General features: G+C 64.5%; 15 protein-coding genes. 11 read left to right on the top strand and 4 right to left on the bottom strand.

Annotated elements, in window-relative coordinates:
• Window positions 1-93: 93 nt before the first annotated feature.
• Window positions 94-915 carry an SDR family oxidoreductase gene (locus tag ACM9ME_RS03285; RefSeq protein ID WP_415642002.1) on the bottom strand — a complete coding sequence of 274 codons (822 nt, stop codon included), beginning with the start codon at window positions 913-915 and terminating at the stop codon, window positions 94-96.
• Between the two features lie 96 nt (window positions 916-1,011).
• On the opposite strand from ACM9ME_RS03285, the gene ACM9ME_RS03280 reads away from it, so the two are divergent.
• The 3 genes from ACM9ME_RS03280 (at window position 1,012) to ACM9ME_RS03270 (ending at window position 2,681) form a co-directional block, all read left to right on the top strand.
• Window positions 1,012-1,428 (top strand): VOC family protein, encoded by a 417-nt coding sequence (locus ACM9ME_RS03280; RefSeq protein WP_415642001.1) that lies wholly within the window; start codon window positions 1,012-1,014, stop codon window positions 1,426-1,428.
• A 136-nt stretch (window positions 1,429-1,564) separates the two neighbouring features.
• The gene (gloB, locus tag ACM9ME_RS03275; protein WP_415642000.1) at window positions 1,565-2,296 is read left to right on the top strand and encodes a hydroxyacylglutathione hydrolase; all 732 of its coding nucleotides are present in this window, start codon (window positions 1,565-1,567) and stop codon (window positions 2,294-2,296) included.
• Between the two features lie 10 nt (window positions 2,297-2,306).
• Window positions 2,307-2,681 carry a hypothetical protein gene (locus tag ACM9ME_RS03270; RefSeq protein WP_415641999.1) on the top strand — a complete coding sequence of 125 codons (375 nt, stop codon included), beginning with the start codon at window positions 2,307-2,309 and terminating at the stop codon, window positions 2,679-2,681.
• On the opposite strand, the gene ACM9ME_RS03265 is transcribed toward ACM9ME_RS03270, so the two are convergent.
• From ACM9ME_RS03265 to ACM9ME_RS03255, 3 genes are read right to left on the bottom strand one after another with little or no spacing between them, the layout of a single operon-like run.
• Window positions 2,678-4,495 (bottom strand): AMP-dependent synthetase/ligase, encoded by a 1,818-nt coding sequence (locus tag ACM9ME_RS03265; protein ID WP_415641998.1) that lies wholly within the window; start codon window positions 4,493-4,495, stop codon window positions 2,678-2,680. The two genes, ACM9ME_RS03270 and ACM9ME_RS03265, sit on opposite strands and share 4 nt — an antisense overlap.
• A 36-nt stretch (window positions 4,496-4,531) precedes the next feature.
• The gene (gene ggt / locus ACM9ME_RS03260) at window positions 4,532-6,193 is read right to left on the bottom strand and encodes a gamma-glutamyltransferase (protein WP_415641997.1); all 1,662 of its coding nucleotides are present in this window, start codon (window positions 6,191-6,193) and stop codon (window positions 4,532-4,534) included.
• A gap of 10 nt (window positions 6,194-6,203) precedes the next feature.
• On the bottom strand, window positions 6,204-7,232 hold the full coding sequence (locus ACM9ME_RS03255) for a quinone-dependent dihydroorotate dehydrogenase (protein WP_415642096.1): 1,029 nt from the start codon (window positions 7,230-7,232) through the stop codon (window positions 6,204-6,206).
• A gap of 265 nt (window positions 7,233-7,497) precedes the next feature.
• Between ACM9ME_RS03255 and ACM9ME_RS03250 the strand changes: the two genes are divergently transcribed.
• The 8 genes from ACM9ME_RS03250 to ACM9ME_RS03215 all read left to right on the top strand — a co-directional run bounded on the left by ACM9ME_RS03250 (window position 7,498) and on the right by ACM9ME_RS03215 (window position 14,286).
• Window positions 7,498-8,304 (top strand): AraC family transcriptional regulator, encoded by an 807-nt coding sequence (locus ACM9ME_RS03250; protein ID WP_415641996.1) that lies wholly within the window; start codon window positions 7,498-7,500, stop codon window positions 8,302-8,304.
• 57 nt (window positions 8,305-8,361) lie between these two features.
• On the top strand, window positions 8,362-9,846 hold the full coding sequence (gene sufB, locus ACM9ME_RS03245) for a Fe-S cluster assembly protein SufB (protein ID WP_415641995.1): 1,485 nt from the start codon (window positions 8,362-8,364) through the stop codon (window positions 9,844-9,846).
• A 341-nt stretch (window positions 9,847-10,187) separates the two neighbouring features.
• Entirely contained in the window at window positions 10,188-11,030 is an 843-nt protein-coding gene (gene sufC / locus ACM9ME_RS03240; protein ID WP_415641994.1) for a Fe-S cluster assembly ATPase SufC, read from the top strand.
• Window positions 11,027-11,458, top strand: a complete 432-nt coding sequence (locus ACM9ME_RS03235) for a hypothetical protein (RefSeq protein ID WP_415641993.1) — start codon at window positions 11,027-11,029, stop codon at window positions 11,456-11,458. Before sufC ends, ACM9ME_RS03235 begins: the two co-directional genes overlap by 4 nt.
• Window positions 11,458-12,177 (top strand): SufD family Fe-S cluster assembly protein, encoded by a 720-nt coding sequence (locus ACM9ME_RS03230; RefSeq protein ID WP_415641992.1) that lies wholly within the window; start codon window positions 11,458-11,460, stop codon window positions 12,175-12,177. The genes ACM9ME_RS03235 and ACM9ME_RS03230 overlap by 1 nt, the downstream gene beginning before the upstream one ends.
• 44 nt (window positions 12,178-12,221) lie before the next feature.
• Window positions 12,222-13,484, top strand: a complete 1,263-nt coding sequence (locus ACM9ME_RS03225; RefSeq protein ID WP_415641991.1) for an aminotransferase class V-fold PLP-dependent enzyme — start codon at window positions 12,222-12,224, stop codon at window positions 13,482-13,484.
• Window positions 13,481-13,933, top strand: coding sequence for an SUF system Fe-S cluster assembly protein (locus ACM9ME_RS03220; RefSeq protein WP_415641990.1), 453 nt, complete (start codon window positions 13,481-13,483; stop codon window positions 13,931-13,933). Before ACM9ME_RS03225 ends, ACM9ME_RS03220 begins: the two co-directional genes overlap by 4 nt.
• A complete protein-coding gene (locus ACM9ME_RS03215; protein ID WP_415641989.1) occupies window positions 13,933-14,286 on the top strand; it encodes a HesB/IscA family protein in 354 nt (117 codons plus the stop codon). Before ACM9ME_RS03220 ends, ACM9ME_RS03215 begins: the two co-directional genes overlap by 1 nt.
• Window positions 14,287-14,366 lie beyond the last annotated feature (80 nt).

Here is a 14,366-nt window from a genome sequence, read left to right as displayed (position 1 = left end):
GCGCTGTCGGCGCGCAATGCGGCCGGCCAGGCTTCGCTGAGTCGCTCAATAAGTCGCGCTTGCTTCGCGCCGCTTACCTTATCGGGCGCCAGCTCAGCCGTTCACGATCATCCCGCCATTCGGGTGCAGCACCTGCCCCGACATGTAGCTCGAATCCCCGCACGCCAGGAACAAATAGCTCGGCGCGACCTCGTTGGGCTGGCCCGGTCGTCCCATCGGCGTGTCTGCACCAAACGTCGCCAGCTTCTCCGGTGTCGAGCCGCCGAACGGATTGAGCGGCGTCCAGATCGGGCCCGGCGCGACGCCGTTCACGCGAATCTTCTTCGGCGCCAACTGCGCGGACAGTGACCGCGTGAACGCGACGATCGCGCCCTTGGTCGACGAATAATCGAGCAACTCCTTCTCGCCCGCATAGGCCGTGATGCTGGTCGTATTGATGATCGCCGCGCCTTCCTTGAGGTGCGGCAGCGCGGCCTGCGTCAGATAGAACATCGAATGAATGTTCGATTGGAACGTCCGCAGCAATTGTTCGGGCGTGATGTCGCCCAGGTCGGTGTCGGGATGCTGTTCGCCCGCGACGCTGACCAGCACATCGAGCTTGCCGAACGCGTCGATCGTCTGCGCAACGACCGATTTGGCGAAATCCACATCGCCCAGATCACCGGCGATAGTGATCGCCTTGCGACCCTCGTTCTCAACGAATGCCTTGGTCTCGGCGGCGTCCGCGTCCTCCTCGCCGCCCAGATAGACGATGGCGATATCGGCACCTTCGCGGGCGAACAGCGCCGCCACCGCGCGACCGATCCCCGAATCGCCGCCGGTCACGATCGCGACCTTGTCCTTCAGTCGCTCCGACCCCTTGTAGCGCGGCTCCCACTGCGGCGGCGGGTCGAGTTCGGCTTCGCTGCCCGGCATGCGCGGTTCTTCGTCGATGGGCGGGATGAAATATGGTTTTGACATGGCGTGCAAACGGACTCGCTGCGCGCGCGGTTCCGCGTTAGTTTCGCCGCCATGAAATATCTCCACACCATGATCCGCGTGTCCGACCCCGAAGCCACCGTCCGCTTTTTCGGGCTGCTGGGACTTCGCGAGCTGCGCCGCTTCGACAATGAGGCGGGGCGGTTTACGCTCATCTTCCTCGCCGCGCCGGGCGATGACGACGCGCAAGTCGAACTGACGCACAATTGGGATGAATCAGGTTATGGCGAGGGGCGCAATTTCGGCCATCTCGCTTATGCCGTCGACGACATTTATGCGTCGTGTCAGCGGCTGTCCGATGGCGGCGTGACGATCAACCGCCCGCCCCGCGACGGGCGCATGGCGTTCGTCCGCAGCCCCGACAACATCTCGGTCGAATTGCTGCAAAAGGGCGCGGCGCTCGCGCCCGCCGAACCTTGGGCGTCGATGGCCAATGTCGGGCATTGGTAACAAATCGCTTCCAAAATAGGATTTGGGCTGCGCCAATGCATCGTCGAGCTGGCGACACGGCTTGTGGAATGGATTGGCGGAAAAACATGCGTTTTTGGGCTAAAGTTAGACTAAAGTTTCGCAGGCGGCCGACGCTATGACCCTCGAAATCGTTCGCATCCCCGCGCTCAGCGACAATTACATCTGGCTGGTCCACGATGCCGCTTCGGGTGAGACGACGGTGATCGATCCGGCGCAGGCCGAACCGGTCCTCGCCGAAGCCGACCAGCGCGGCTGGAAGATCACCCAGATCTGGAACACCCACTGGCACCCCGATCACACCGGCGGAAATGCCGAAATCAAGGCGGCCACCGGCGCGCATATCACCGGCCCCGGCGCCGAATCCGCACGTATACCGACGCTCGATGCGCAGGTGGCCGAAGGCGACACGGTCCGTCTTGGCGGGGTCGAGGCCCGGGTGCTCGACGTCCCCGCGCACACCGCCGGGCACATCGCTTATTATTTGCCCACGGAGCAGGTCGCGTTCGTCGGCGACACCTTGTTCGCCATGGGCTGTGGCCGCCTGTTCGAAGGCACCGCCGAACAGATGTTCGCCAACATGCGCAAGCTGGAGGCGCTGCCGGGCGAAACGCGCGTCTATTGCGCGCACGAATATACCCAGTCGAACGGGCGTTACGCGCTCGCCGCCGAGCCGCACAATCAGGCGATCCGCGCGCGCATGACGCAAGTCGATGCGGCGCGGGCGCGCGGTGAAGCGACCGTGCCGACGACGATTGCCGAGGAACGCGACACCAATCCGTTCATGCGCGCGTCATCGCCCGAAGAGCTTGCTGAACGAAGAGCCGCCAAAGACGTTTTCAAGGGATAGGAGAAACGCGATGTACCGCTTGCTACTTGCCCCGTTATTGTTGCTCACCGTCGCCGCCACCGATCGCGACGCCGATCAGGTCGAAAAGGCGCTGGCCGGCAAGGTCGCGGGCGCGCCCAAAAATTGCCTGACCCGGTTCGAAGCGGATAATATGAGCGTCCATGACGGGGTCCTGCTGTTCCGCGTCTCGTCGAAACTGGTCTACCGCAACGATATGAACCAATGTTCCAACCTGCGCGAAGACGACATTATCCAGACCAATCTCTTCGGCTCGAGCCAGTTGTGCCGCGGCGATATCGCCCGGTTGATCAGCCGCACCGGCGGGTTCGAGCACGGCGCGTGCAGCTTTGGCGACTTCGTGCCGTATCGCACGCCCGCGAATTAGCTTTTGTACAGCGCGTCGAGCTTCGCGCCGTAGACTTCGCGGATCTTGTGCCGCCGGATTTTGAGGCTGGGCGTCAGCATTTCATTGTCGATCGAAAAGGCGTCGCAGGCGAGGGCGACACGGCGGACCTTCTCGATCACCGACAATTGCGTGTTCACGCGATCGACCGCCGCCTGGACCGCGCGGTGCAACGCCGGGTCGTCGCACAGGCCGCGCATGTCGGGCCGGTAGCCATTGGCGACCGCCCAGCTGATCGCCCATTCGGGATCGGGCACGATCAACCCGACCAGATGTGGCCGCTTGTCGCCCGACACCATCGCCTGGATGATTTCGGGCTGCAGCGTCAGCATCCCCTCGATCTTTTGCGGCGAGACATTGTCGCCCTTGTCGTTGACGATCAGGTCCTTCTTGCGGTCGGTGATCACCAGCCGCCCGCGCGCATCAATGTGCCCGACGTCACCGGTGTGCAGCCATGGCGCTTCGTCGGGTGCGGCATCCGCCGCGGGTTGCAGCACGCGCGCGGTCTCGGCGTCGTTGCGCCAGTAACCGTGCATCACCAGCTCACCGCGCACCAGGATTTCACCGTCCTCGGCAATCCGCACTTCGGTCTCCGCCAGCGGCGGTCCGACCGTGTCCATCTTGATCCCGGCCTTGGGGCGGTTGCACGAAATCACCGGCCCCGCCTCGGTCTGGCCATAGCCTTGCAGCAGCGTCAGCCCCAGCGCGTGGAAGAACACCCCGATCTCGGGATTGAGCGGGGCGCCACCCGAAACCAGCGCCTTCATCCGCCCGCCGAACCGCTGTTGAATCTTGGGCCGCAAGGTCTTGCCGATGAAGAAATCGACCGGCTTGTCCCAGAAGCGCGACGTGCCGTTCAATTCCTTCGCGCCCAGCGACAGCGCGCGCTGGAGCAAGGCGGGCGCGATGCCGCCCTGTTTCTCGATCGTCTTGATCATCCGCGCGCGCAGCACTTCGAACAGGCGCGGCACCACGACCATCAGCGTCGGGCGCACCTCCTCGATGTTCGACGCGAGCTTTTCCAGCCCTTCGGAATAATAGATTTCGGCACCGATCCCGATCGGGAAGAACTGCCCGCCCGAATGTTCGTAGGCATGGCTCAGCGGCAGGAACGACAGAAACACCTCGTCGTCCCACCCGAAATCCTCGGCGATGACGGTGCAACAGCCGTTGACGTTGTGCAGGATCGCGCCGTGATGCTGGCGCACCCCGCGCGGCGCGCCACCGGTGCCCGAGGTGTAGATGATGCACGCCAGATCATCGCGCTGGAAATTCGCCCCCGCCCGCGTCGCCGCCACATCGGGCGCATAGCTCGCGATGAGCTTGGCCCAGTCGAGAAATGCGACATCGCCCGCCTGCCCGACGCGCAGATCCTCGATGCCAATGACGGCGCGACAGCATTCGGAACGCAACACGGCGGGCAGCAACGGCTTGGCCAGTTTGGCGGTCGATACGATCACCGCCTTGGCCCCCGAATTGTCGAGGATATGCTGATGATCGCGCTCGGTATTGGTGACGTAGGCCGGCACCGTCACGCCGCCCGCCGCCATGATCGCGAGATCGGCGATCAGCCATTCGGGACGGTTTTCGCTGACCAGCATCACCCGGTCGCCGCGCGTGATGCCGTTGGCGGTCAGCGCCGAACTCAGGCTCGAAATTTGCTCGGCAACCGCGCGCCAGCTTTGCGACGACCAGCCAGTCGCGGACTTGCGCCACAGGAACGGTGCGTCGCCCTTTTCCTCCGCGCGTGTGAAGAACATGGCGACGAGATTGTCGAAGCGTTCGAGCCTGCGCATATCTCTCCCTTGCACCGCACGGATTGCCCGCATCGGCTATTCGATTAGCGAGCCAAATCCTATGCGCGGATCGATCGCCGCGCGCCACCCCGTGGGCGTACGTTCGACCGCGGTCAGTTTCGACGTCAGATCGCTCGGCAGCGTCGTCTGACCCAATGCGGCGATCCGTCCGGCCATCGCAGCCACCGGGGTATTCTCTTCGACCAGCAACGCCTTGCCGCTGAAATACAGGTTGGGCTGCGCCATCGCGGCTTCGGCCGGCAGACCCCAATCGAGCCACGCGACCAACGTCTTGATGACATGCGACGGGATGCGCTTGCCGCCCGCCGACCCCAGAGCCAGCACCGGCTTGCCGCCCTTGAACACGATCACCGGCGCCATCGACGACACCGGTCGCTTGCCGCCCGCGACCGCATTGGCCATCGGCGCGCCGCTCGCGTCGGTCGGCGCAAAGCTGAAATCGGTCAGTTCGTTGTTGAGCACGAACCCGCCCGACACCAGCTGGCTGCCGAAGCCGCTTTCGACGGTGGAGGTCATCGACGCGACATTGCCGGCATCGTCGACCGCGACGAAATGGGTCGTTCCGGTTTTCTCGCCGCTGATCGCAGCCGCGCGCACCGGCGCCCCGGGTGGCGTTCCGGCGGTGTAAGCGGGAAGCGATGCATCCTCGCGGATCAACGCGCTGCGGCTACGGACATAAGCGGGGTCGAGTAGGCCCGCGACGGGCACACTGACGAAATCGGCGTCGCCCGCCCATTTCTCGCGGTCGGCATAGGCCAGTTGCATCGCCTCGCCGATCAGATGCCATGCGACCGGCGAATCCTTGCCCAACTTGGCCATGTCGAACCGTTCGAGCAGCCCGAGCGTCTGGAGCACCGTAAACCCGCCGCCCGATGGCGGGCCCATCGTGCACAGCCGATAGACGCGATAGTTCATGCACACCGGCGCGCGCTCGCGGGCGCGGTATGCCGCCAGATCGGCGACGGTCATGTCGGACGGATTGTGCGGCGCGGTGCGGACCGTGGTCACGATCGCGCGCGCCACCGGCCCGGTGTAGAATGCCGCCGCCCCCTTGGCCTGCAATGTCCGGAACGTCGCGACCAAGGCTGGATTGTCGACATAACTGCCCATCGGCTTGGGCTTGCCGCCTTCCCAGAACAACGCCGTCGCGCCGGGGAAATCCTTCATGAACGGCGCGGTCGGCGACAGGATGCCCGCCATTCGCCGGCTGACCTGGTAATGCCCCGCCAGCCCGATCGCCGGATCGAACAGCCGCGCCCAGGCGAGCTTGCCCCAGCGCTTGTGCGTTTCCGCGAGGAGCGACACGTTGCCCGGAATGCCCACCGACTTGCCGCCGGGAAACGCCTGGACGAACGGCATCGGCCGGCCATCGGCGCTCAGGAATCGCGCGACGGTCGCGGCCTTCGGCGCCGCCTCGCGCCCGTCGATGGTCGATGTCGTGCCGGTCTTCGCATCGTAATAGACCAGCAGCCCGCCGCCGCCGATGCCCGAACTCTGCGGCTCAACCACGGTCAGCGCCAACATCATCGCCATCGCCGCGTCGGCGGCGCTGCCACCTTTGTCGAGCATCGCCTGCCCGGCAGCCGTCGCGCGGGGATCGGCGGAAACGGCGACACCCCTGGCATACAGCGGGGCAGTGGCGAGCAGGGCAACGCCCGCGAGCAGCAGCTTCTTCATGAGGGTCGGCCTATAGCCGCCCGACCGCCTCGGCAATGGACGCATAGCCCCCTTCGCGCAGCCGCGCGGCGAGGCCGGCATTGATCCGCCGCGCCAGTGCCGGCCCCTCATACACCAGCGCCGTGTACAGTTGCACCGCGCTGGCCCCCGCGCGGATCCGCCGCCAGGCATCGTCGGCGCTGGCGATCCCGCCCGCGCCGATCAGCGGGATCGCGCCGCCCGCCGCATCGCGGAACAGCCGCAACGCATCGAGCGCCAGCGCCTTGAGCGGTTCGCCCGACAGCCCGCCCGCCTCACCCGCATGGATCGAGTTGAGGTGCGGGCGTTCGACCGTCGTATTGCTGACGATCAGTGCGTCGATCCTGGCGTCCACACTGGCCTTGACGATGGCGTCGGCCTGTCGCGCGTCGAGATCGGGCGCGACCTTCAAGAACACCGGACGCGTACCCCGCACCGCCGCGACCGCCAGCAACAGTTCGGTCAGCGGCTCGCCCTGCAGCCCGCGCAGTCCCGGCGTATTCGGCGACGAGATGTTGATCGTGAGGTAATCGGCAACATCGCGGAACGCCTCCACCCCCGACACATAGTCGGCGATCCGGTCGGCCGAATCCTTGTTCGCCCCGACATTGATGCCGACCACCCCGCCGGCGTTCCTTGTGGAAGGGCGCTTGCGAAGATTGGCCAGCGCGCCTTCGATCCCGACGCTGTTGAACCCGAAGCGATTGATGACCGCGCGATCGGGGGCCAGCCGGAACAGCCGCGGCTTCGGATTGCCGGCCTGTAGCAAAGGCGTGACCGTCCCCACTTCGACGAACCCGAAGCCCAGCGACAGCATCGCATCGGGCACCTCGCCATGCTTGTCGAAGCCTGCCGCCAGCCCGACCGGACTGGGCAGATCGAGCCCGCCGACGCGCGTCGCCAGCAACGGATCGTGGCTTTTCGACTTCGCCGGCATCGCCTTGAGCGCGGCGATCGTCAGCCCGTGCGCGACCTCCGCATCGAGCGTGAACAGCAACGGTCGGGCCAGCGCGTAGAGCATGAGCGCCGCTAGCAAAGCTGTCGCCGTGGTCAAACCGGGCAATAAATGCGCCCCAAATCCGCCGCGTGTCGATTCCATACAATACCTGCGAGCGATTCGCGCGCATTTGCCGCCCTGCGACCCGAAGGGCTTTGCAGGCGACAGCCGCAGGGTTCTTTACCTTAACGGCCCGGCAGAGACTCTCTGCCGGGCCGCTTTTCTTTGCGAGCCACTTGCAGTAACTGGTCGTGGGGAAAAACCAGGGTCGCGAGGTTTCATCGACGCTATGAGCGCGATTACACTCGATTATCGTCTGCCGGACGAAGCGTTTCGCGACCGATTCTCGCTGTTCTACGAATTCATCGCCGACGTCCCGACCTTCGAGGACGATGAGCGCGCCGACTTCGCGCAGGTCCGCTTCCTCATCAAGGGCGAGGGGATCTACACCTTTGCCGACGGCCACACCGGACCCACGCACAGCAGCGTCAAGGGACCGATTCATTTGTTCGGCGTCGGCGTGCTTCCCGCCGGTTGGGCGCAACTGGTCGATATCGACGCGTCATTGCTCGTGAACCGCGTGATCGACGCGGTCGAAATGTTCGGCGACGCCGCGACCGAAGCCTATGCCGCGATTTGCGCCGCCGAAAGCCTCGATCACCGCGTGCGCATCGGCCACCGGCTGGCCGAGGGACTGGCCAAGCGCGATGCTGCCGCCTCCACCGAATTCACCAAATTGGTCGATGGCTGGCTCGGATCCTGCCCATCGCCCGATATCGAGGATCTGGTCCGCGCCTCGGGCGTCACGCGGCGCCAGGTCGAACGCAATTGCAAACGCTATTACGGCGCGCCGCCAAAGGTTCTCGCGCGCAAATACCGCGCGCTGCGTGCGGCGATCGCTTTGGCGAAGGGCGAATCGAGTGCCGACGCACTCCTCGCCGAAGGATTTTACGACCAGTCGCATTTGATCCGCGAGGTGAAGGCGTTCACCGGTGTCACGCCGAAAAAGTTCACCGAAGACCTGCCGACGCTGGCGCAACTGGTGATGAAACGCACCGAGATTGAGGGGCTCAATCCCCTCATCACACAGACCTAAGCGGCATAGCCCACCCGAATCGGTGACTTTCCCGCCGCATCACCCTATATCCCCGATATGTCCCGCAACGCCGCCGTCGCCCAGAATGAAGAAGCATGGGCTGCCGCCGACCGCGTCGCCGATTATGAGCATGGCTGGTCGGCGGACATCGAGACCGACTTCGCGCCCAAAGGGCTGTCCGAAGACACCGTCCGCTTCATCTCGGCGAAAAAGAACGAGCCCGAATGGATGCTTGAATGGCGGTTGAAGGCCTATCGCCACTGGCTGACGATGACCCCGCCCGACTGGGCCAAATTGAACGTCCCGCCGATCGATTATCAGGACGCTTATTATTACGCCGCGCCCAAGGCGAAGCCCAAGCTGGGCAGCCTCGACGAGGTCGATCCGGAAATCCTCCGCGTCTACGAAAAGCTCGGCATCCCGATCGAGGAGCAGAAAGTACTCGCGGGCGTCGAGGGCGCGCGCAAGGTCGCGGTCGATGCGGTGTTCGACAGTGTCTCGGTGGCGACGACCTTCCGCGCCGAACTCGAACGCGCCGGCGTCATCTTCCGCAGCATTTCGGAAGCCATCAAGGAATATCCCGACCACGTCCGCAAATGGCTCGGCAAGATCGTGCCGATGCGCGACAATTACTTCGCGACGCTCAACTGCGCGGTCTTCAGCGACGGCACCTTCGTTTACATCCCCGAAGGCGTGCGCTGCCCAATGGAGCTGTCGACCTATTTCCGCATCAACGCGGAAAATACCGGCCAGTTCGAACGCACGCTGATCATCGCCGAAAAGGGTTCTTACGTCAGCTACCTCGAAGGCTGCACCGCGCCGATGCGCGACGAAAATCAGCTGCACGCTGCCGTGGTCGAACTGGTTGCGATGGACGATGCCGAGATCAAATATTCGACCGTCCAGAACTGGTATCCGGGCAATGCCGAAGGCCTCGGCGGCATCTATAATTTCGTCACCAAGCGGGCATTGTGCCAGGGCAAGCGCAGCAAGGTCAGCTGGACGCAGGTCGAAACCGGCAGTGCGATCACCTGGAAATATCCCAGCTGCGTGCTCAACGGCGAAGGCTCGGTCGGCGAATTCTATTCGGTCGCGGTGACCAACAACCGCCAGCAGGCCGATACCGGCACCAAAATGATCCACAACGCGCCCAACACGCGCTCGACGATCGTTTCCAAGGGCATCAGCGCGGGCCGCAGCGACAACACCTATCGCGGCCTCGTCCGCATCGCCCCGCAGGCCGAAGGCGCACGTAATTTCACCCAGTGCGACAGCCTGCTCCTCGGCCCCGATTGCGGCGCGCACACCGTCCCCTACATCGAAGTCCGCAACCCCAGCGCGCAGCTCGAACACGAAGCGACGACCAGCAAGATCAGCGACGACCAACTGTTCTACGCCCAGCAGCGCGGCCTGCCGACCGAGGAAGCCGTGGCGCTGATCGTCAACGGTTTTGCGAAAGAAGTGCTGCAGCAACTGCCGATGGAGTTTGCCGTCGAAGCGCAGAAGCTGTTGGGGATCAGCCTTGAAGGGAGCGTGGGGTGAGGTGCGTTACCTATTCGGTGGCGCTGAGCGTCATGACCCTTGTGGCGTCGTCGCCTGTTGAGGCCCAGTACACTCGAGAGGCTGCACAGGCTTATCGAACGTGTGTGATTGCTAAGGCAAAGCAGCTTGAACCATCACGCGCGGCGCCGACCGACCTTATTGCGGCAGCTTTCACTAGCTGCTCTTCGGCAAGAGAACGGTATTTGAATTACGTCGAGGCAGAAGGAGTGCTTCGACACGACTCAAAATTCGCCCCGCTAGCTATGAACGTTAGTGATGAGCGGATCGCCGCTGACGCCAAGCTAGCTATTTTAGAAATTCGCGCGGCGAAAAGGCGATAAATGCTCCAAATCAATAACCTCTACGCCACGGTCGCCGACAAGGCGATCCTCAACGGCCTGACGCTCGGCATCAATGCGGGCGAAATCCATGCGATCATGGGGCCCAATGGCGCGGGCAAATCGACGCTGGCCTACACGCTCGGCGGACGGCCGGGTTATGCGGTGACGTCTGGCGAAGTTCACTTCAAAACTGACCGTCATGCCGGACTTGATCCGGCATCCATTGGCACTCCGTCTGTGGCAGAAGGCGAATGGACCCCGGATCAAGTCCGGGGTGACGAAGACGGCTGGGTCGATTTGTTAGCCCTGGAACCGCACGAACGCGCCGCCGCAGGCCTGTTCCTCGGCTTCCAATACCCCGTCGAAATCCCCGGAGTGTCGAACGTCCAGTTCCTCCGCGAAAGTTTGAACGCCCAACGCAAAGCCCGCGGCGAAGCCCCGCTGTCCGGTGCCGAATTCCTCAAACTCGCCCGCGCCCAGGCGGCGGCGCTGTCGATGGACGCCGAGATGCTCAAACGCCCCGTAAACGTCGGCTTTTCGGGCGGCGAGAAGAAGCGCAACGAGATGGTCCAGATGGGCATCATCGACCCCAAACTGGCGATCCTCGACGAAACCGATTCAGGCCTCGATATCGATGCGCTGCGTGTCGTCGGCGACGGCATCAACCGCATCATGCGCAAACCCGACAAGGCGGTGCTGCTGATCACGCATTATCAGCGCCTGCTCGATTATGTGCAGCCCGATTTCGTCCACGTCCTCGACAAGGGCCGGATCACCCGCACCGGCGGCCCCGAACTCGCGCACGAACTCGAACGCGAAGGCTATCGGGAGATCGCCGCATGATCCGTTACGCGCCCCTGCTGGTCCTCGCCCTCGCTGCGTGCCAGCAAAAGACCGAACAGCCCGCGAAGACCGAAACCGCCGCCGCAGTTCCCACGCCGGCCAAACCTGCCGCACCCAAGGTGCTGATCGCCCAAAAATATCAGGGCGAATGGTCGCTCGATATCGACAGTTGCGGCGACCAGACCGACCAGCGCCTGATCGTATCCGCCGACCGTATCAACTTCTACGGTGCCGACGCCCCGCTGACCAAGCTCGAGGAACAGCCCGACGGCTCGGTCGAGGCGATGGCGCATGTGGCCGACAACACCGGCGGCTATGACGTCGCCAACCGCTATGTCGTGTCGCCCGACGGACAGCATATGATGCTCACCGGCGCGCCCGGCCAGCCGCCGATCAAGCTGACCCGCTGCCCCGCGCCGACCGCTTGATGCCCGCGCAGCCGACCCCGCGCGACGAGGCTTATCGTTACAGCGACCATGCCGCGCTCGCCGAATTATGGCCGGTCGCGCCTGCCGAACAGATCGAAGTGACCGCCGCCGTGCCGTTCGCGCGCTCGCTGATCGTCGACGGCGCAACCGCGGTGCACAGCTTCGAAATCCTGCTTCATGAAAATGCCCGCGCACATGTGAACCTTGTGAATCGCGCCACGCGTTATGGCCGGATTGCCATCGACGTGACGCTCCACGAAGGCGCGCATTTCGAACTCGGCGCGGTGCAGGTCGGCGGCGGCGATACGACGCTCGAAATCGTCACCACGATCCGCCACGCGCACCCCAATGCCAGCAGCCGCCAGACGGTGCGCAGCGTCCTCGCCGGCCACGCGACCGGCAGCTATCTGGGCAAGGTCGCGGTGTCGCGCGGCGCCGACGGCACCGACGGCCAGCAATCGGTGCGCGCCATGCTGCTCGATCGCACCGCGACAGCGAACGCCAAGCCCGAACTCGAAATCTATGCCGACGACGTGAAATGCGCGCACGGCTGCGCGATCGGCGAATTGGACGCCAATGCGCTGTTCTATTTGAACGCGCGCGGCATCCCGCCTGCCGAGGCCAAGCGGCTGTTGCTGCAAGCCTTTGTCGCCGAAGCCTTGGGCGAAGACCAAACCCTGATCGACGCCGCCCAAGCTGCGCTCGCCGCCGTCACATAATTTATGCCGTGCGCTTGCTTCAGACCTCAGGCAGCTACGCTGACATGACCGCTGCCGCATCCATCGCCCCGGCGCAGGCCGGGGCCGCTAACGATAAAGCGCGACCGCTCGGTGCGGCCCCGGCCTCGGCCGGGGCGACGCATCGCGCCGACTTTCCCGGCATCGAACCCGGCTGGCATTATCTCGACACCGCTGCGACCGCGCAAAAGCCGCAAGCGGTGATCGACGCGATGACCCGCGATTATGGCAAACGCTATGCCACCGTACATCGCGGGGTTTACGCCCGCTCGGCGGACATGACGACGGCATACGAAGCCGCGCGGGCGAAGATCGCCGCGTTTATCGGCGCGACCGACGCCAACGAACTCGTCTTCACGCGCGGCGCGACCGAATCGATCAACCTCGTCGCGCACCAATATCCCGGCGTTAAAGGTGGTGGGCGCCGGGTCCTCGTCAGCCAGCTCGAACATCATTCCAACATCGTGCCGTGGCAGCTTGCGGGGTGGCAGGTCGATGTCTGCCCGCTGACCGCGAACGGCTGCATCGATCTGGACGCGGCGGAAGCGATGCTCACGCCCGATCATTCGATGGTCGCCTTCGCGCATATTTCGAACGTGCTCGGCAGCGTCCTCGATTGCCGCCGCGCCGCGGCCCTCGCGCACGCGGTCGGCGCAAAACTGCTGCTCGACGGGTGTCAGGCGGTGCCGCGCACCCGCGTCGGTGTCGCGGCACTCGATTGCGACTTTTACGCTTTCTCAGGCCATAAACTCTACGGCCCGACCGGCATCGGCGCGCTATGGGGGCGCGCCGAATTGCTCGAGTCGATGCCCCCGCTGCACGGCGGTGGCGCGATGATCGACCAGGTGTCGTTCGCCGGCACGACCTATGCCCCGCCGCCCGCGCGGTTCGAGGCGGGAACGCCGCACATCACCGGTGCTCTCGGCCTCGCCGCCGCCATCGATTACGTCGAAACGATCGGCATCGACTCCATCGAGGCGCACGAACGCGACCTGACCAAACAGGCGCGCGACGCGCTGCGTTCGATCAACTCGGTGCGCCTGTACGGCCCCGAAGATGCGCTGGGCATCGTCGCATTCAACGTCGAGGGGGTGCACGGACACGATGTCGGCACTATCTTGGACGAAGGCGGGGTCGCGATCCGCGCCGGGCATCTGTGCGCCCAGCCGTTGATGGAGTGGCTGCAAGCGGACTCGGTGTGCCGCGCCAGCTTTGGCGTGTATAGCGGCCCGGACGATATCGCGGCTTTGGTCGCGGGGCTGGAACGCGTGAGGAAGTTGTTCGGATGAAGTTCGAGGAAGTCACGTCGGTCGAACCGCCCGTCCGAGCACGGGTCGATAACGACGCGCGCCTGGACGAGGGCACGCAACGCCGCGTCGATTATCTCGATGGTTTCCTCAAGGCGAAAGCGCCCGAACTGTCGGGCGACGAGCCGGGCGGCGACTTGTACGAGGCCGTGCTCGCGGCGCTGCAGGATATTTTCGACCCCGAAATCCCGGTGAATATCTACGATCTCGGCCTGATTTATGGGGTCGAAATCGATTCGGGCCACGTCATCGTCAACATGACGCTGACCACGCCGAACTGTCCGGTCGCCGAAACCATGCCCGCCGAAGTCGAAATCCGCGTCGGTGCGGTACCCGGAGTCGGGATCGTCGATGTGAACCTGGTCTGGGATCCGCCTTGGGACCCGTCGAAGATGACCGACGAAGCGCGCCTCGAACTGGGGATGCTGTAATGGCCACGATCGCCCGCCCACGCCCCGCCGCGCTGACGCTGACCCCTTCCGCGCATGCGCGCATCGCCGAATTGATGGGCAAGGCGCCCGCCGAGGCCATCGGCGTGAAACTGTCGACCCCGCGCCGCGGCTGTTCGGGCCTCGCTTATTCGGTCGATTACGTGACCGAAGCCAAGGGCATGGACGAACGCATCGACACGCCGGGCGGTACGCTGTTCGTCGACGGCGGCTCGTTACTTTATCTCATCGGCAGCACGATGGATTGGGTCGAGGACGATTTCACCGCCGGTTTCGTGTTCGCCAATCCCAATGCCAAGGGCGCGTGCGGCTGCGGCGAAAGCTTTACGGTCTGACGTCGCCCCGGCGAAGGCCGGGGCCGCTGGCGTCATGCGTTGAACTTAGCGGCCCCGGCCTTCGCCGGGGCGACGCGAGC

The sequence above is a fragment of the Sphingomonas antarctica genome (assembly GCF_965137005.1).
GTDB lineage: Bacteria > Pseudomonadota > Alphaproteobacteria > Sphingomonadales > Sphingomonadaceae > Sphingomonas_O > Sphingomonas_O antarctica.
Note: the sequence above shows the minus strand (reverse complement) of the source record. Positions and strands in the feature narration are given on the sequence as shown.